Annotated in this window: 14 protein-coding genes; 12 read left to right on the plus strand and 2 right to left on the minus strand. The window is 62.9% G+C overall.

Translation table 11 applies throughout. From position 1 onward, the window contains the following. The first annotated feature begins 107 nt into the window (after positions 1 to 107). The 12 genes from ACTJGZ_RS02610 (at position 108) to ACTJGZ_RS02665 (ending at position 15916) form a co-directional block, all read left to right on the plus strand. Positions 108 to 887, plus strand: a complete 780-nt coding sequence (locus tag ACTJGZ_RS02610; protein WP_441661444.1) for a GntR family transcriptional regulator — start codon at positions 108 to 110, stop codon at positions 885 to 887. Between the two features lie 28 nt (positions 888 to 915). After that, positions 916 to 1926 carry a PDR/VanB family oxidoreductase gene (locus ACTJGZ_RS02615; protein ID WP_441661404.1) on the plus strand — a complete coding sequence of 337 codons (1011 nt, stop codon included), beginning with the start codon at positions 916 to 918 and terminating at the stop codon, positions 1924 to 1926. A gap of 145 nt (positions 1927 to 2071) precedes the next feature. After that, a complete protein-coding gene (locus ACTJGZ_RS02620; protein WP_441661405.1) occupies positions 2072 to 3265 on the plus strand; it encodes an ABC transporter substrate-binding protein in 1194 nt (397 codons plus the stop codon). 107 nt (positions 3266 to 3372) lie between these two features. Next, a complete protein-coding gene (locus tag ACTJGZ_RS02625) occupies positions 3373 to 4251 on the plus strand; it encodes a branched-chain amino acid ABC transporter permease (RefSeq protein ID WP_068375442.1) in 879 nt (292 codons plus the stop codon). Further along, a complete protein-coding gene (locus tag ACTJGZ_RS02630; RefSeq protein ID WP_441661406.1) occupies positions 4248 to 5264 on the plus strand; it encodes a branched-chain amino acid ABC transporter permease in 1017 nt (338 codons plus the stop codon). Before ACTJGZ_RS02625 ends, ACTJGZ_RS02630 begins: the two co-directional genes overlap by 4 nt. Further along, on the plus strand, positions 5261 to 6043 hold the full coding sequence (locus ACTJGZ_RS02635; RefSeq protein ID WP_441661407.1) for an ABC transporter ATP-binding protein: 783 nt from the start codon (positions 5261 to 5263) through the stop codon (positions 6041 to 6043). The genes ACTJGZ_RS02630 and ACTJGZ_RS02635 overlap by 4 nt, the downstream gene beginning before the upstream one ends. Continuing rightward, entirely contained in the window at positions 6036 to 6740 is a 705-nt protein-coding gene (locus ACTJGZ_RS02640; protein ID WP_068375433.1) for an ABC transporter ATP-binding protein, read from the plus strand. Before ACTJGZ_RS02635 ends, ACTJGZ_RS02640 begins: the two co-directional genes overlap by 8 nt. 496 nt (positions 6741 to 7236) lie before the next feature. Then, positions 7237 to 7764, plus strand: a complete 528-nt coding sequence (locus ACTJGZ_RS02645; RefSeq protein WP_441661408.1) for an RNA polymerase sigma factor — start codon at positions 7237 to 7239, stop codon at positions 7762 to 7764. After that, the gene (locus ACTJGZ_RS02650) at positions 7761 to 8741 is read left to right on the plus strand and encodes a FecR family protein (RefSeq protein WP_441661409.1); all 981 of its coding nucleotides are present in this window, start codon (positions 7761 to 7763) and stop codon (positions 8739 to 8741) included. Before ACTJGZ_RS02645 ends, ACTJGZ_RS02650 begins: the two co-directional genes overlap by 4 nt. A gap of 199 nt (positions 8742 to 8940) precedes the next feature. Then, positions 8941 to 11496: a TonB-dependent hemoglobin/transferrin/lactoferrin family receptor gene (locus tag ACTJGZ_RS02655; protein WP_441661410.1), complete on the plus strand. Its 2556-nt coding sequence runs from the start codon at positions 8941 to 8943 to the stop codon at positions 11494 to 11496. A gap of 49 nt (positions 11497 to 11545) precedes the next feature. Beyond that, complete coding sequence (locus tag ACTJGZ_RS02660) at positions 11546 to 13465, plus strand: hypothetical protein (protein ID WP_441661411.1); 1920 nt, start codon at positions 11546 to 11548, stop codon at positions 13463 to 13465. A gap of 330 nt (positions 13466 to 13795) precedes the next feature. Continuing rightward, the gene (locus tag ACTJGZ_RS02665; RefSeq protein WP_441661412.1) at positions 13796 to 15916 is read left to right on the plus strand and encodes a choice-of-anchor tandem repeat GloVer-containing protein; all 2121 of its coding nucleotides are present in this window, start codon (positions 13796 to 13798) and stop codon (positions 15914 to 15916) included. 112 nt (positions 15917 to 16028) lie between these two features. Here the strand turns inward: ACTJGZ_RS02665 and ACTJGZ_RS02670 are convergent, their stop codons facing one another. Together ACTJGZ_RS02670 and ACTJGZ_RS02675 are read right to left on the minus strand one after the other, a co-directional pair. Then, positions 16029 to 16712, minus strand: a complete 684-nt coding sequence (locus tag ACTJGZ_RS02670) for an FMN-binding negative transcriptional regulator (protein WP_441661413.1) — start codon at positions 16710 to 16712, stop codon at positions 16029 to 16031. Between the two features lie 108 nt (positions 16713 to 16820). After that, a complete protein-coding gene (locus tag ACTJGZ_RS02675) occupies positions 16821 to 17816 on the minus strand; it encodes an alpha/beta hydrolase (RefSeq protein WP_441661414.1) in 996 nt (331 codons plus the stop codon). Between the last annotated feature and the right edge of the window lie 35 nt (positions 17817 to 17851).

Here is a 17851-nt window from a genome sequence, read left to right on the forward strand (position 1 = left end):
AGCACCGGCAGTTGCGGCCCGCAGCAAAAAACCGCGCCCGCCCATGGCATCACCCCGCCAGGGCGGTTACCCTGCCGAACAGTTCCCTTACCTTGCAGGAATGAATGATGCCCACTGCTCTCCGACAAGCCGGCGATGACGCTGCCACCAGCACCTCGCAAACCGTCAAGGCGCAACGCCAGATCCGGGAATTGATACTGGCCGGCACCCTGCCAGGCGGCAGCCGTATTGCCGAGCTGACCATCGTGGAAAAGCTGGGCATTTCACGCACGCCCATCCGTGCCGCGCTCATGCGGCTGGAACAGGAAGGCCTGCTGGAAACCCTGCCCGGCGGCGGCTACGCCGTCAAGATTTTCTCGGAACGCGATGTCACGGACGCCATCGAATTGCGCGGCATGCTCGAAGGCCTGCTGGCACGCCTGGCCGCTGAACGCGGCGCTTCCGGCATGTTGCTGCAGGAAGCGCGGCGCTGCCTGATCCATATTGATGAATGGCTGCGCGCGCCCACGCTCAGCGACGACACGTTTTCCCAGTATGTCGCGATGAACGAGCGCTTCCATGCGCTGCTGCACGACATGGCTGACAGCCCGACCATCGCGCGCCAGCTCGAACGCGTCATCAGCCTGCCATTTGCCTCGCCTTCCGGCTTTGTGATTGCCGAAGCCGAATCCCCCAACGCCCGCGACCTGCTGGCCGTGGCGCAGTATCAGCACTGGCAGGTGCTGGACGCCATCGAGGCGCGCGAAGGGGCGCGCGCGGAAATCATCATGCGCGAACACTCGCGTATCGCCCAGCACAATTTCCAGCGCGTGCTGCATAGCCCGGACGCCGTGCCCGCGTTGCCCCCGCAATCCATCGGCGTGCCATTGATACGCCGCAAGATCTGAACGTCACCAAGACCTGGCAGGATCCACCATGAGAACCCACGACAGCACGCCTCTACCGGCCCTTATCGTCAGCACCCGAGACCTGACGCCAAGCATCCGCGAATTCCTGATCCAGCCTCAGGACAGCCCTGTCGTCGGACACGAGCCTGGCGCCCATCTGCCGGTGCAAGTCATGGTGCCCAATGCCAGCGGCACATTGCAGCCGCAACTGCGCCATTACTCCCTGGTCGGCGAACCGGATGCCGCCGGCTACCGCATCGCCGTCAAACGGCAGGACGATGGCCGTGGCGGCTCGCTGGCCATGTGGCGCCTGGAACCGGGCGACCGGCTGGCCATTTTCACGCCCAACAATCATTTCCCGCTGGATCTCCAGGCCAGCAGCTATCTGCTGGCCGCAGGCGGCATAGGCATTACACCGCTGGTCTTCATGGCGCAACGCCTGCAAGCGCGCGGCGCCAGCCTGCAGATGATTTACAGCGCCCGCTCGGCCCAGGAGCTGGCCTATGCCCAGCTCTTGCGCGGGCAGCTGGGTGATGCGCTGCAACTGCATGACGGCAGCAGCGCGGCCCTGCCTGACTACGCCGCCGCCATTCGCCAACTGCCCGCCGATGGCCTGATGTACACCTGTGGCCCCGCCCCCATGCTGGAAGCGCTCAAACGCTGCTGGGCGGAAAGCGGCCGCCCGCTGGCGAATCTGCGTTTCGAAACCTTCGGCAGCAGCGGCAGCCACCCGGCCCAGGCATTCACCGTGCGGATCCCGCGCCACGATATGGAAGTGACCGTCCCGGTGGGCGCCAGTCTGCTGGACACACTGGAAGCCGCAGGCGTTGCCACGATTTCCGACTGCCGCCGGGGCGAATGCGGCCTGTGCGTCATGGATGTCCTGGGGGTGGAGGGTGTCATCGACCACCGCGACGTCTTCCTGTCTGAAGAAGAAAAGCACAGCAACACCCGTCTGTGCGCCTGCGTCTCACGCGTTGTTGGCAATATCTCGCTGGATACGGCCTACCGTTGCGACACCCTGCCTCTGCCAGCCTAGCTCATGTTTATTATGAATTATTTTCATATTAACCGTTTATCCATATTGCTTTAAGCCAGCATAAGAACTGGTGCTATCCCTGCATATTTAGGACAATTACAATCCTTGTCTGACTCACCTGCTGTTCCGCCGGAGACTTTCTAACATGAAAAAACGTCAATTTCTGGGTGCCCTGCTGGGCGCCGCCGCCTTTGCCGGGATCGCGCCTTCCGCCCTGGCGCAGGAAAAACCTTTCAAGGTAGGCCTGCTGCTGCCCATGACGGGCCAGTTCGCCACCACCGGCCGCCAGCTGGAAGCCGCGGCCAAGCTGTATGTCCAGGAACATGGCGATGTCGTCGCAGGCCGCAAGGTCGAACTGATCGTCAAGGACGATACGGGCGTGCCGGATATCTCCCGCCGCCAGGCTCAGGAATTGCTGGTCAAGGATAAAGTCGATGTGCTGGCCGGTTTCGGCCTGACGCCGCTGGCGCTGGCTGCCGCGCCGCTGGCGACGCAATCCAAGACCCCCGAAGTCGTCATGGCTGCCGGCACTGCCAGCATTACCGAAGCATCTCCCTACATTGTGCGTACCAGCGTCACCCTGCCTCAGGGCGCAGCCACCATGGCCAAATGGGCGCCGGAAAACGGCATCAAGAAAGTCGTGACACTGGTCAGCGACTACGGCCCCGGTATCGACGCCGAACAGTCCTTCATCGAAGAATTCAAGAGCAAGGGCGGTGAAGTCGTCGAAACCCTGCGCGTGCCGCTGCGCAACCCGGACTTCTCCCCCTTCCTGCAGAAAGTGCGTGACATCCAGCCCGATGCCGTCTTCGTCTTCGTGCCCTCTGGCGCTGGCGCAGCCCTGGTCAAGCAGTTCGTGGAACGCGGCATGGACAAGGCCGGCATCCGCCTGATCGGCACCGGCGACCTGACCGACGACGACCTGCTCAACGGCATGGGCGACGACGCGCTGGGCATCATCACCGCCTATCACTACTCAGCCGCGCACCCGTCGGAAGCCAACAAACAATTCGTGGACGCCTTCAAAAAGGCCAACAACGGCATGCGCCCCAACTTCATGGCCATTGGCGCCTATGACGGCATGCATGTGATCTACGAAGCCATCAAGGCCACCGAAGGCAAGGGCGACGGCCCGGCGCTGCTGGCCGCCATGAAAGGCCTGAGCTACGAAAGCCCGCGCGGCCCGGTCACCATCGACCCGGAAACGCGTGACATTATTCAGAACATCTACCTGCGTGAAGTGAAGCGCGACCCGGCAGATGGCGAACTCTACAACATCGAATTCGACGTGGCCGAAGCCGTGAAGGATCCGTACAAGGAAGCCAAGAAGAACAAGTAATCCGCGTTCAGCGGCGGCCGGGCCTTGCCGTCCGCCGCTGCCCGCCAGGCGCGCGCCCCGCGGCGCCGCCCGCCCTTTCCGCTTCTCTCCGCTACGCCCCGCCCCCTATGCTGACCATACTTTTCGACGGCATCGCCTACGGCATGCTGCTCTTCGTATTGGCTGTCGGCCTGGCAGTCACCATGGGCCTGATGAATTTCATCAACCTGGCCCATGGCGCCTTCGCCATGGTTGGCGGCTATGTCACCGTGATCCTGATGCAGCGTCACGGCATTCCCTTCCTCGTCTGTCTGCCGGTGGCCTTCATTGTGGCCGCCGCCCTGGGCGCCCTGCTTGAGCGCACGCTCTACCGCCATATGTATGGCCGCCCCCACCTGGACCAGGTGCTGTTTTCCATCGGCCTGACCTTCATGGCTATTGCCGCCGCCGACTACTACATGGGCTCGTCCCAGCAGCTCGTCCAGATGCCGGACTGGCTGCGCGGCCGCACCGAAGTCGCCATCGGCCCCTGGACACTGGGCATGGGGTACTACCGTATCTTCATCATCGCGGTCTGCGCCGCGCTGACGCTGGTTCTGCAGTATCTGCTGTCCCGCACCCGTTTCGGCAGCCGCCTGCGCGCCGCCGTGGACGATCAGCGTGTCGCGGCCGGCATGGGCATCAATGTCAACCGTGTCTTTCTGCTGACCTTTGCCGCAGGCTCCGGGCTGGCCGGGCTGGGCGGCGCCATGGGGGCTGACCTCATGGGCCTGGACCCCAGCTTTCCGCTCAAGTTCATGGTGTATTTCCTGATCGTGGTCGCCGTCGGCGGCACCGCCTCCATCACCGGGCCCTTGCTGGCCGCACTGCTGCTGGGGATTGCTGACATCGCCGGCAAATACTACATCCCGCAACTGGGCGGTTTCATTGTCTATGGCGTCATGATCGTCATCCTGATCTGGCGCCCCCAGGGCCTGTTTGCCCGCAAAGGAGGCCGAAAAGCATGAACTCCTCCCCTTCTCTTTCCCCCGCGCTGGCCCTGCGCCGCCAGGGTGCCTGGCGTCTCTGGGAAGCGCCATTCTGGCTGGCGGTATTCCTGCTGCCATGGCTGGCCAGCGACTATGCCATGCTCATCAATGAGATCGCCATCGTTGCGCTGTTCGCGCTCTCGCTGGACCTGATCCTGGGCTATGCCGGTATCGTCTCGCTGGGCCACGCCGCCTTCTTTGGCATGGGTGCCTATAGCGCTGGCCTGTTCGCCCTGCATGTGTCCCCGGATCCGCTGCTGGGCCTGGCCTTCGGCACGGTTTGCGCCTTGCTGCTGGGCCTGCTGTTCAGCCCGTCCATCATGCGCGGCACCGACCTCAGCCGCCTGATGGTCACCATCGGCGTCACACTGATCCTGTACGAACTGGCCAACCAGATGGCCTGGCTGACGGGCGGCGCGGATGGCCTGCAAGGCATCTTCATGGGGCCTTTGTTCGGCGCCATTGAATTCGACTTCTACGGCCAGACCGCCGCCTGGTATTCCATCACCGTCCTGCTATTGATGCTGGCCTTCATGCGCGTGCTGGTGAATTCGCCCTTTGGCGCCACCCTGCAAGCCGTGCGCGACAACCCCTTGCGCGCCTCTGCCATCGGCATTCCCGTGGCAGCGCGCCTGGCAGTGGCCTATACCCTCTCGGCCGGCATGGCGGGCATGGCGGGTTCGCTGCTGGCGCAAACCAATGCCTTTGTTTCGCTGGATGTATTCGACTTCGCGCGTTCGGCCGACGTCGTCCTGATTCTGGTGATAGGCGGCGCAGGCTGGCTCTACGGCGGTATTTTCGGCGCCATCGTCTTCAAGCTGATGCACGATGTGCTCTCGGCCATCACGCCGCAGTACTGGATGTTCTGGCTGGGCCTGTTCCTGGTGCTCCTGACGCTGGTAGGCCGTGACCGCCTGCTGCGCCCCTGGACCTTGCTGCGCCGCCCTGGCAAGCGCGCCAGCGCCTCGAACGCTGCGGGAGAAACGCCATGAGCCATACCACTCCGGACACCGCCCCCGTCGTCTTGCAGGCCGAAGGCCTGGCCAAGAAATTCGGCGGCATCGTTGCCACCAACAACGTCTCGCTGGCCCTGCGCCGCGGCGCGCGGCATGCGCTCATCGGCCCCAACGGCGCGGGCAAGACCACACTCATCAACCTGCTGACGGGTGTGCTGACACCCACCAGCGGCCGTATCCTGCTGGAAGGCGAAGATATCTCCCGCCTGCAGCCCTACAAGCGCGTGCAGCGCGGCCTGGTGCGCACCTTCCAGATCAACCAGCTGTTCGACCAGTTCACACCGCTGCAAACACTGGCGATGACCCTGAGCCAGCACCGTGGCCTGGGTGCGCGCCTGATTGGCAAACTGGGACGCGACCCCGGCATTGCGGAACGCTGCGAGGAACTGCTGCAACGCTTCCACCTGAGCAGCGTGATGCACCAAAGCACACGCACCCTGCCCTACGGCAAGCGCCGCCTGCTGGAAATTGCCATCGCGCTGGCCTGCGAACCGCGCGTGCTGCTGCTCGACGAACCCGTGGCAGGGGTGCCAGCGGGCGAACGCGAAGAACTGTTGCGCACGGTGGCGGAACTGCCTGAGGACGTTTCCGTCCTGCTGATCGAACACGACATGGATCTGGTGTTCAGTTTTGCCAAGCGCATGACGGTACTGGTCAACGGCACCGTTCTCACCGAAGGCTCGCCCGAGGAAATCGCCAACGACCCCGAAGTCAAAGCGGTCTATCTCGGCCATGGAGATGAAGCACATGCCTGAATTACTGCAAGTCGAAAACCTGAGCGCAGGCTACGGCGAAGCCATCATCCTGCAGAACCTGAGCTTCACGCTGGCCGAAGGCCATACCCTGGCCTTGCTGGGGCGTAACGGCACGGGCAAAACCACGCTGATCAGCACCCTGGTCGGCGCGACCCGCCGCCATGCCGGCAGCATTACGCTGGCTGGCGTGCCTGTACACAACCGGCCCTCGCACGAACGGGCGGCGGCCGGGATAGGCTGGGTGCCGCAGGAACGCAACATTTTCAAATCGCTGACGGTGCACGAAAACCTGACAGCCGTGGCACGCCCCGGCAAGTGGACGCCGGAACGCATCTACGCCATGTTCCCCAGGCTGGCCGAACGCAAGGAAAGCATGGGCACGCAGCTCTCCGGCGGCGAACAGCAAATGCTGGCCGTCGGGCGGGCACTGGCACTCAACCCGCGCCTGCTGTTGCTGGACGAACCCCTGGAAGGCTTGGCGCCCATCATCGTCGAGGAACTGCTCAAGGCCATCCGCCGCATCACCCGCGAAGAAGGCCTGAGCGCCATCATCGTGGAACAGCACCCGCAGGCGATCCTGGCGATTTCCGACGACGCCATCGTGCTGGACCGCGGCAGCATCGTGCATCGCGGCGCGGCGCAGGCGTTGAAGGACGATGCGGAACTGCTGGATTCCCTGCTGGGCGTGGCGCGTTAGGCCGCCCACAACCCTCCTGGCCATGAGCTGTCCCCCGACCGGCATGGCCAGGGACATGCCCTATGCACCGGCATAGGCCCCGTCGCCCTGGATTCCCTGGATGGCCACATCCAATTCCCTACCGCGATAGAGCAAGGGGTCTTTTGACGAGAACGGCGCCAGCAGGCGCCGTTTTTTTCGCCAGGCATGCGCCACCGGCCGCGAATACCGCTTGCGGGCATCTGCGCCAGCACCAAGCCGTGGCCTGTCTGACTTTTCCAGGATGTGAAAACCTCTTCTTGACCAGCCCAGTTCAAATACCGATAATCACTCTTATTCTCGATATTCGTGCGTGCGGACGGTATAGATTTGCAAGAACGCGCCCAGCAAGGATCAGCACCGTGCCTTGCCAACGAGGCAGCAGAATGCCTGACTGGCCTGCTGCAGCTGATCTGCCACCACCGTCCTCCGCCGTCTTCCTGCTTCTTAGTGTTCCTTATCGCGCGAACTTTCCACCGTGGCCCCTACAAGCTGGTTCGGCATAGAACTGTCTTATCTTTACGGCACCCTGCTCGACGGTATCGTCCGGCAGACACGCTGTAGCCATCGCGCGCGCGATATCCTGCACGACGCGCTGGTGCGCTATGCCACCGCCGCTTCCGCCAGCCACATCGAAACCCCGCACCTGTATTTGCGCCGCATTGTCGGCTCGGCGCTGGCCGACCATTACCGCCTGGAGCGACGCTATATTGCGCTGCCGGAAGAAGACAGTGACACTGCACTGGTCCGGCAGGGCGAGGCCAGGGTGCCGTCGCCCGAGGAAATCGCCGACATGCGGCAACGCCTGGCCCAGCTTCAGGCCGTGCTGGAAGCGTTGCCGCCCAAGTGCCGTGAAGTGTTCTGGCTGTTGCGCATCGAAGGCATGAGCCATGAGGAAATTTCCACGCGCCTGAGCATCAGCCGCAAGACCGTGGAAGGCCATGTGGCGCGCGCCTTGGTGCGGCTGGTCGCGTTGCGGCGCCACATCGGGACGGAACACGGATGAAGACACCGCTGGAACAGGCCGCGCAGTGGTTCATGCGCCTGCAGCAGTCGCCCGACGACGACTCGCTGCAAGCCTGCTTCGAGCGCTGGATCTGGCAGGACCCGGCGCACGCCACCGCCTATCGCGAGGTCTGTCACGCCTGGGATGCCTTTGATTCCGACCAGGCGCTGGGCCGTCTGGCCAGCGCCGCCACGCGCGCCAGCACGAATCAGGCGCAGCGCCGCAGAACGCTCAAGCATCTTTCCATCGGGGCTGTCTCCATCCTGGCAGTCGGCGGGCTGGCATGGCAGCGCCAGCGGCCGGATTGGCATGGCCAATGGCAAACGGCCCAGGCTGCCCCGCTGTTAGGCCAGACCTTGCCGGACGGCTCGGTATTCGACCTCGGCCCGGACGCCATCCTGCAAGCCAGCTTCCGGCCTGACCTGCGTTCGGCCGAGCTGCCGCAAGGCGCGCTCATTCTTGCTGCGGCGGCAGACGGGCAACGCCCCTGGCGGCTGCGCAGCCAGAATGTGGACATACAGCTGCAAAATGGCCGCATCGCCATCGACCGCTGGCGCCCGGAACAGATCCGCATCAGCCTGGAACACGGCCAGGCGACTGCCACCCTGAACGAGCCACGCTGGCTAGGCCTGAGCCGCATTGAGCGCGGCCACTGGCCCTTGCGTGCCGGGCAGGTACTGGACATTCAGGCAGGACAGGCCCGCTATCTGGATACCCCCGCCACAGACGCCTATGCCTGGCGCGACGGTGTGCTGGTGTTTTCGAATGCCAGTCTGGACGAAATCGCCGCGCAGCTTTCACGCTATGCCGCCCTGCCCGTCCGCGCTCCGCTGGGCAATGGCGCCATCCCGCGCCAGCCGCGCATTGCCGCCTCGGTGCGCCTCACGGATATCCCCCAGTTCCTCGCCAGCCTGCCCGCGCTAGGCAACATCCGCGTGCGCTCCCTCCCCGACCGCATCGAATTGCTGCCGGTCTAGCTCCCCCGTTTACCCGCGGGCAGCCTGCATGGCCTGCCGTGCCGCCGCCTGCCCGAAACGGCAACAGCCCCCGGCACGATCACCAAACCCGCGAAAATTACATTTTGTTTCATAGTCAAGCAAGGGTATTTCGCGCCCCCAACCGTCTTTACGGCATTGCCGGCATGCATGGGCTTGCTGGCCATCCCGTGGAGTTTTCATGCGTTCCCTTCTGATTCCGCTCGCACTCCCTCTGGCTGTCAGCCTGGCGTTACTGGCGCCGGTGACCGCCGAGGCAGCGGACACGGTCGCCAGCACCCGCTTGGTAGATTTCGACGTTCCCGCCCAAGCGCTGGACCTGGCGCTCAAGGTCGCAGCTGCCCAGGCAGGCCTTTCCGTCGCCGCGGATCAGTCCCTGCTCGGCGGCCGCCGTTCCGCTCCGCTGCACGGCAGCTATTCCGTCCAGCAAGGCTTCGAACACTTGCTGGCGGGCTCCGGGCTGCGGGTGACTGTCAGCGCCAACCTGGTCGCCATCACCCCGCCTCCGGCATCCGCCACGCCCGCCACGGAGCTTGCCCCCGTGCTCGTGACCGGCAATATCAGCGAACGGGCCGAAATTTTTACCACCCCAGAGATGCTCTCACGCGTCACGGCGGAAGATCTGCGCCGCCTGCCGCCGCGCAATGCTGCGGATGCACTGGCGAATGTTTCAGGGGTTTACACCAGCCAGGGCCGCGCGGACCCTGGTGTTTCAGTCAACATCTGGGGCATGCAGGATTTCGGGCGAGTCAATGTCATGGTAGATGGCACGCGGCAGAATTTCCAGCGCAGCGGGCACGGTTCGAACGGACAGGTGTATGTCGATCCAGCCCTGCTGGCAAGCGTGGATGTCCACAAAGGCCCCAGTTCTACCGTCGGCGGTGCCGGCATGATTGCCGGTATGGTGAATTTCCGCACACTGGAAATCGAAGACATTCTGCTCCCCGGACAACAAACCGGGGGCCGGATCACAAGCACGACCGGCAGCAACGCCTACCACTTCGAAGGCAGTGCAGCGCTGGGGCACCATTTCAATGATGACCTGAACATCATGGCCGTCGTCAGCCGCCGCAATATCGGCGCCTTCCGGCTGGGCAAACGCAATGGCGTTCCCCAGTACAACAATTCCCCCGACAGCATCCCGGCAGACGAGCCTACCAAAACAACCTGGCAAGACGCCTGGTCCGGATTGGTCAAACTAGGCTGGCAGCCATCGGCTTCACACCACCTGCAACTGAGCTACATGGGCTTCGACACGAAGTTCGCCAACGGCGGAGATGATGACAGGCTGTCGGAATCAGGCTCCCCGATTGACGAAGGCCGGTACTCTGTCCGCACGGATACACTCAAGCTGAACTACGATTATCGCCCGGACAACGACTGGATCGACCTCTCTAGCTCCCTCTACTACACCGGCACCCGCCGCAACGAAGCACGCGTTGTCACCGAAAATAATGCCAGCGGTGCCTATGCCCTGAAATTCGCCACGCATACCGTGGGCGGCACACTGGAAAACACAGCACTCTTCCAGTACGGCGACTGGGAATTGACGGCACGCACTGGCGGGGAATTTTTCTACGACTGGACCAAGCCCAGCTACAACGACCACGTGGACGAAGCCTCGCGCGATCCGGCCTGGTATGTCGGCCCGACGCCTGAAGGTAAACGCACAGTAGCCAGCGTTTTCCAGGACGCTGTGGTGGAATACAAAGACTGGCTGCGCCTGGGCATGGGCCTGCGCCTGGATCATTTCTGGCTCTCTGGCTCCGGGCAGATGTACATGAAAACAATCCGCAACGAACAAGGGGTGCGGCCATCCTCGACGGCTCTCTACACCAAGTTCGAAGTCGATCGTTCCGCCTATGGCGTCGCGCCAACGCTCTCCCTGGCGCTAAAGCCCGTTGAGTGGTTACAGGTATTCGCCAATTACGGCCAGGGTTTGCGCCCGCCAGCCATCACTGAAACGTTGATGTACGGGATGCACGTCAACAATATGTTCCCGTTCTACCCCAGCCCCGGCCTCAAGGAAGAACGCTCGCGCTCATGGCAGTTCGGCGCCAATCTGAATTTCCTCGGCGTACTGCAAAGCAATGATTCTCTACGAGCCAAACTGGCCTGGTTCGATACGCGGGTACGCAATTACATCACCGGAACCTCCATCATGTCTCCGGTGGCAACCGCTGATTGCGGCGGCTGGATGTGCCCGAATGCCTATGTCAATCTGAACGAACCCGCACGCTTCCGTGGCATAGATTTCCAGGTGGACTACGAGTCGGAGCACATATTCGCCAACCTGAATCTGACTCGCACCCTGTCACGCCTGAATACCCGGGATTACAACCCCTTCCCGCTAGGCAGCTGGACAGGCTATCCCGACACAACCTTGGGCAATGGCGACCGAGACAGCAACGGCATGTTCGACATTTTCGCCTCGGAACCACCAAAACTTAAGCTGGGCGTAAGTGGGGGTGTGCGCCTGTTTGACAGCACGCTGGAACTGGGCGGCCGCTGGCGCTATGAAGAACCGGCGCAGGAATACTCGCAGACCCGCAAAAGCGTGCGTACCGTGCGCCTCTGGGATGCCTGGGCATCCTGGCACGCCACGCGCAGCCTGCGCCTGAGCCTGTCCGTCGATAACCTGCTGAACGAAAACTACGTCGAACTGGCGGGTTCAGGCGGCGGCTTCAGCTACGGGCCGGGCCGCACGGTACGCGGCACGCTGGCCTGGCAATTCTGAGCCCGCTGCATCCGTTTCCTTTTTCCTCGCACACCACAAAGGTCAGACCATGGCTTTCCCTTCTATCCATCGCACATTGCCTGGCCCTCGCCGCGCATTGACCCTGGCCTTGCTGGCCGCCATGCCTGATGCCCACGCGCAGTGGGCCGCTGACTTTCCTGAACTGGAATTCGAGGTTCTGAAACATTTCTCGACCTTGCACTTGGACGGGGCCAAAGAAAAAGCCTACCCCTTCATCCCCCCTGTCGCGGTACAACAAGACAGCCAAGGCTGGTTCCTGCAAGGCGGCACGATGTACGGCGCAGCCCAGGAAGACATCTCGCGCAAGTACCCCATCTACGGCATGAGCGATGGCCTGAGCTATCGCCTGGACCTGGATACCGCAGGCGCTGCCACCCGTTACCAGCAATGGGCCGTCCCCACCGGCATAGGCTGGACCAACACGGATTACACGGAACTGGGCAGCGGACGTTTCCTGGCCAATGCGCTCCCTCCCCCCATGGGCAGCAAAGGAGACCCGCAACTGGTCGTCCTCGAAAAGGGTCAGTTGAGCCCATGGCTCCCAACAGGCACGGATACTTATAGCGGCCCCAACAGCGCAACCGGACAATTCGCGCGCGACCCCGATGGCAATATCTATCTTGGGGAATCTATCGCCATGGGCAGCACCACCAACCGCAGCTACAGCTACCCGCTGATACGCATCAACGCCGATGGCAGCCGGGAAGTCATCGTCGATTTCGCCAGTTTCCTCGACCCCGACAGCAAGGCTTACATCAAGGGTGGCGCCCCCACGCAGCTATTCTGGAGCACGCTGGACGACTCCCTGTACATCGGCTCACTGATCACCATCGCCACGGCTAGCATGCACTATCCTGGCGTCGCCCCCACAGAAACGGTCACTTCTGTCCTGAGCCGCATTTCCGGTACCGCGCTCCGGCGTGGCAACATCCAGGCCGACGATATCGAGGTGTTGCACTACTTCCTCAAGGGTTCCGAAGGCACCATCGCCACCAACAGTTCGGAACGCCTATACAGTATTGTCGAAGACGGTGACTGGCTTTATGGCAACGCCCTGCTCGGTGCCGGGGGCAGCGGCCTGTGGCGGCTGAACCGCAAGACGCCTGAAAATGGCGTCGGCATCATCCTGCTCACGTCCGTGCTAGATGCCGTCCATGGCACAGACGGCTCACCTCCCAACCTGAATGGCGGCCCCAGCGGCAACAACCTGGGTCTGCTTGCCAAGGCACTGGATGGCAATATCTATGGCACCACGCTCAAGGACGCCTCGGTAACATCGGCCAACAGCCGGGGCATCATTAGCGCCCAAGGCAAAGGCCTGCTCTACCGTCTGGTGCCCGGCACCCTGCCCGACCGTTCCGATGACAAACTGGAATGGGTGCGCTACTTCAACGACGATGCCACCAGCCATACCCCCTACGGCCTGCGTGCAGGCCCGGTCATCGGCAACCAGCAGTGGCTGCTGGGCGTCACCAAGGACGGCACACCCGCAACCGATTGCGGCACCGTCTGCCAAGCCGGCGCTCTGTATGCACTGAAAATCACCTTGCCTGAAGTCGTGTTCACCCAGGCGCTGCAAACCGACAAGACCCGCTACATCATCGGTGACCAGCCCATCATCAGCTGGGCCACCACAGGTACGCAACAATGCGAAGCAGGCGGCGGCTGGAGCGGCGCGCAGCTGACCAAGGATCGTATCCAGCTGCCCGCCCTGCAAGCAGCCGGCAACGTGCAATACATCCTGACCTGCACCGGCCCGACCGGCAGCAAGATCAGCGAAACCAACATCACGGTCACCGCGTCGGATATCACGCAACCCGTGCCGCCCACCGAAAAACAGGTCGTCGATGGTGGTGGCGCCTTGACGCCATCCAAGCTGTTCGGCCTGTTCAGCCTGGCCCTGCTGGCTGGCTTGCGCCAGCGCCGCCTGCGTCGCCTGCGTCGCTAAAGCGCGGCGTGGCACGCAGCCGGCCTCTTGCCGCTGCGTGCCACCGAACCTCATCACGCCCTCTGCCCCGGAATTCCAGCCATGCCCCGTCCCTTTCACCCCACTCCGACTACGCCTCCCATGACAAGCCTTACTGTGCATGCGGCGGCCCGGCCGGGCAACCGAGATCAGTCTCGACAACCCGCCAGCATGACGCTGAAGACGGCGAGCCAGCACAGCGGACATGCGCAACAGGCCCCCCGTGCAAAGCACGGTATCACCCTGGTCTGCGTCAGCCTGCTAGCCTGCATTTTCAGCCATTCGCCACAGGCCTCGGCACAGGTTGCAGACATGGAGATGCAACGCCTGGTGACGCTATCGGAACGCCACATTACCGATGCCGCACCTGTCGATGCAGCATGGGCCCATGAAGGCGGGCGCGCTTCTTTTTATGATGCCCCTGTCATGGCGGGCGGCACCCAATATGGTAATTATCTCTACTGGGGTGGAAATGGCTCCAGCTTCGACCCCAACGACTGGACCTCTGGCGTCAACTGGAGCAACTTGCCCAGCAATTCGCGGTCCCGCATGGGGCCTGCCATCCTGCGCGTATCGCCGACCCCGGCCAAATACCAGAAATCGGTCATCACCAAGGAAATCTTCGGCGTGCTAATGTCCACAGCCATGCTGGGCACGCAAGTCATCGAACGCACTGACGGCTCGTTGATCGCAGGATTGATCCAGGACGGCAGAACACTTAGCGAACCCTGGTCGCGGGACAACATGTACCCCGCGCCAGCACGCGAATTCCGCGCAGACCAATACGGCAGCACCTTGTTGAAAACGGGCGCGCTGGTTCGTACAGACGGCGACGGAGCCAATGCGCGCCTGATTCTCAGCACGCTCAACCAGGTACACTTTCCCTATGGGCGCTTCGCCCAGGCCAGCGACGGCACACTCTACGGCATGGATGAAGGCCCTGACGGCCACGGCCGCATCTACCGGCTGTCGCCCAGTGACAAGTTCAGCACTGTGCATACCTTTCCCGCGCCTGCGGCGGGCACCGGACAGTGGCTCAACGACGTCATGCTGGGCAGCGACGGCTGGCTCTATGGCATCCTGGCCTACGGCCGCGGCAAGCCTGGCGCGCCAGCCACACGCACCACCGCGGACACGCCAACGGGCCTCGTATTCAAGCTGCACCCGGACCAGCCTGGCAGCTACACCGTCCTGCGAACATTCACCCTGAAAGAAGGGGAGTTCAATGTCGATAACCCCTACCATAGCAACGGCTTGTCCGTCAGCCTGAAACCCACTGGCATGAACACCCTGACCGAAGGGCCGGATGGACGTATCTATGGCACCAGTTCGATCAGCAGTTGTTCCGTATTCAGTGATTTTCAAACCTGGGTCTTGCGTCCGGAAACCAGTACCAACGAATTGGTCACTAGCCAAAGGGTCACGCCCAGCCTTCTCTGCGGCTCGACCGAAGGCTCACGTTCTCTGACCTCAGCAGGCACCGGCTTCCCTCGCTGGGAATTTCTCGGCAACGGCAACACCTATGACGTGGATTTCCAGCGCAACGGCACGCTCTTCCGGCTGGATCGCGATGGCAATAACTTCCAGGTACTGCATCGTTTCGAAGGCGGCAGTCATGGCGCCACACCGCGCGGCTCCTTTGTTTTCCTGGGTAACACACTGGTCGGTACGACCTTGTCTGGCGGGGAGCCCCACTACTCCTATAGCAACTATCCCGATCCTGTTCCAGCAGGCTGGGTACGCAACAATATGCCCGCTCACCGCAGTGAAGACGATTTCGCCCACAAAACCAGTGACGGCCTGCTCTATGCGCTGGACATCGCCGCCTGGGAAAACGGTGCGGACAATGCCTTCCAAATCCTCCACGAGTTTTCCGAACGCACCACTGGCCGCACGCCTACCGGCGTCACACTGGGCCAGGACGGCGCCCTCTACGGCATGACACGCTACGGTGGCGCGGATCGCTGGTTCAGCAACCAGCAAGGCCGCAGCATAGAGTATGCCTATTCCACCTCGGGTACGATCTGGCGCTACGGCCCGGACCAGGGGGCCAGCATCAACCTGAATGTGTTCCCGGCTGCCCTCAAACGCGGCGAAACAGCCCGCCTGACCTGGACGGCAGCCGGCGTGGTGGAAGGCTCCTGCACAGCCACCTCCAAATCCGGCGATTGGACGGGTCCACAAGCAGCAGAAGGCAGCATCGACCTGACCAAAACCGACAGCGGCATCTACACTTATTCCCTCTCCTGCGTCAGCGCAACGACAGGACAAGCTGTTGGCTCCGACCCCGCCACCCTGCGCGTTGACAGCCCGGCCAGCGAAACCGACGGCAACTCCATCAAGTACACCGGCGGCGGCGGCGCCCTGCCGCTGTGGCCAGCACTGGGCTTGCTGCTGTTGGCCGCAGGACGCCGCGCCCGCAGGCCGTACTGACCCCCGGCAAGGTGTTCTGCCCGGCCCTGACGCCCGGCTTGAACACCCGCCACACGGCCCTGCTTGATGGCACAGCCGCCTGTTTTTCTTGCGGAAGAACGGCGGCTTGTTTTCATACCCGCACTTTGGCTGGCACAGCGTCTTGCGGCGTATCCGCCACGGCCGCATCCAGCCCCAAACAACGCCGCATCAGCGCCGCCATCTCGCGCGCCTGGGAATCCGTCTGGGCTTCCAGCGCCGCCACCACCCCTAATTGATCCTCCCGGGACTTGTCCTGGTTGATTTTGAACTTGCCTTCCAGCGTCGCCACCGGAATACGCACCCCCATGATGGCGCGCAGGCGCGGCACGATCATATCGGCGGGCATGACGTCGAAGCGCCAGTTGCCGCCCAGCGGCGTGTCATAAAGCGCCACGGTTTCGCGCAGCAGTTCATGTATGTCTTCCGGCTCTTCAATCAGTTCCGGCTGGCCGCGCGCATGGATGGCGGTGTAGTTCCAGGTCGGAAAAGTCATCTGGTTCGCATACCAGCTCGGTGTCACAAAGGCATGCGGCCCCTGAAAAATGACCAGCGCCGGCGCGCCCGCCAGCAGGTCCTGGCTCTGCGGGTTGGCCCGCGCCAAGTGGGTGGTCAGAATGCCCAGGCCTTCCGGCCCGCCTTCCTCCAGCAAAAACGGCAAATGCGTGGCCTGCACGCCATTGGCGCCGCAAGTCACCAGGGTGGCAAAACTCCAGAGCCGCATGTGCTCATGCAGCACGCCAAGATCATTTTCGACATACGCTTTCGGGGTATACATATCCGTCGTCTCCTGCGTCCGCCTCTCCGTAGGCGCGCACGCTCCCTGCCCCACCCCGGCGGGATGGGGGAAAGACAGCGTCTGGCCACGGCCTCGCGGCCGCTTTGCTCATCTCATAGGTTCAGCGTGCCTGCGCATCCAGTCGCAGCTTTCATCAAAGGCGCGGCCTGCCACCTCTGCGACCGCAACCGCTTCCAGAAAGCTGTGCACAGTCCCCGGATAGACCCGGGCATCCACTTCCACCCCGGCTGCTTTCAGGCACGCCGCCATTTCGATACTGTCGTCATAAATCGGATCACATTCCGCGATGACCAGCAGCGCTGGCGGCAGGCCGTCGAGCCGCGCTTTCACCAGACACATGCGCGGGTCTTCGAAATCCTCGGGGCGGCCCAGATAAGCCCGGTAAAACCAGGCCATCATATGCAGCGACAGGCCATATTCGCCCCCGCCATAACGCACCATGGAATCACGGTACATACGGGTGCTGAAACCGCCATAATTGAGCAGCATGCCCAGCGGCAAGGGTTCCCCGGCGTCGCGCAATGCCACGCAAGTGCCCAGCGACAAGTTGCCGCCAGCAGAGTCCCCGCCAATGAATAGCCCCGCCGGGTCCACCTCCAGTTCGCCCGCATGCTCGCGCAGCCAGCGCATGACATCCGTACACTCTTCCAGCGGCTGCGGGAAGCGCGCCTCAGGCGCCAGGGAATAATCGACCCCGACCACCACGATGCCGGCACGCTGCGCGTACTCGCGCATGACCCGGTCATGCGTATCCAGGCTGAACACCACGAAACCGCCGCCATGGATATACATCAAGGCGCCCGGCAGCCGGCGCTGCGCCGGGTAATGCACGCGGATACGCACCGGCCCATGCCGTGTCGGCACCTCGCGTTCCACTGTGCGCACCATCTCCGGGCCGCCTGCCACCCATTGCGCCTTGACCAATTCGCCAATGCGGCGCCCTTCGGCCAGGCTGACGCGGTCACGCCTGGGATGCTGCGCCGCCACTTCCGCCGTGCGGCTCAGAAAAGTGGCGATCTGGGGGTCCACGGGCGCGAAATGCCCGGGGTACATAGCGTTGATATCCCTCTCGTTGCTACTCATGAGTTCTGGCTCCCGGCAATCTGAATTTGATGAAT

The organism is Kerstersia sp. (assembly GCF_052103615.1).
In the GTDB taxonomy this organism is placed as follows: Bacteria; Pseudomonadota; Gammaproteobacteria; order Burkholderiales; family Burkholderiaceae_B; genus Kerstersia.

Bases quoted from the DNA above. Each gene is read 5' to 3' on its own strand.
- ACTJGZ_RS02610 (WP_441661444.1), top strand. From the start codon at position 108: ATGCCCACTGCTCTCCGACAAGCCGGCGATGACGCTGCCACCAGCACC.
- ACTJGZ_RS02615 (WP_441661404.1), top strand. From the start codon at position 916: ATGAGAACCCACGACAGCACGCCTCTACCGGCCCTTATCGTCAGCACC.
- ACTJGZ_RS02620 (WP_441661405.1), top strand. From the start codon at position 2,072: ATGAAAAAACGTCAATTTCTGGGTGCCCTGCTGGGCGCCGCCGCCTTT.
- ACTJGZ_RS02625 (WP_068375442.1), top strand. From the start codon at position 3,373: ATGCTGACCATACTTTTCGACGGCATCGCCTACGGCATGCTGCTCTTC.
- ACTJGZ_RS02630 (WP_441661406.1), top strand. From the start codon at position 4,248: ATGAACTCCTCCCCTTCTCTTTCCCCCGCGCTGGCCCTGCGCCGCCAG.
- ACTJGZ_RS02635 (WP_441661407.1), top strand. From the start codon at position 5,261: ATGAGCCATACCACTCCGGACACCGCCCCCGTCGTCTTGCAGGCCGAA.
- ACTJGZ_RS02640 (WP_068375433.1), top strand. From the start codon at position 6,036: ATGCCTGAATTACTGCAAGTCGAAAACCTGAGCGCAGGCTACGGCGAA.
- ACTJGZ_RS02650 (WP_441661409.1), top strand. From the start codon at position 7,761: ATGAAGACACCGCTGGAACAGGCCGCGCAGTGGTTCATGCGCCTGCAG.
- ACTJGZ_RS02655 (WP_441661410.1), top strand. From the start codon at position 8,941: ATGCGTTCCCTTCTGATTCCGCTCGCACTCCCTCTGGCTGTCAGCCTG.
- ACTJGZ_RS02660 (WP_441661411.1), top strand. From the start codon at position 11,546: ATGGCTTTCCCTTCTATCCATCGCACATTGCCTGGCCCTCGCCGCGCA.
- ACTJGZ_RS02665 (WP_441661412.1), top strand. From the start codon at position 13,796: ATGGAGATGCAACGCCTGGTGACGCTATCGGAACGCCACATTACCGAT.
- ACTJGZ_RS02670 (WP_441661413.1), bottom strand. From the start codon at position 16,712: ATGTATACCCCGAAAGCGTATGTCGAAAATGATCTTGGCGTGCTGCAT.
- ACTJGZ_RS02675 (WP_441661414.1), bottom strand. From the start codon at position 17,816: ATGAGTAGCAACGAGAGGGATATCAACGCTATGTACCCCGGGCATTTC.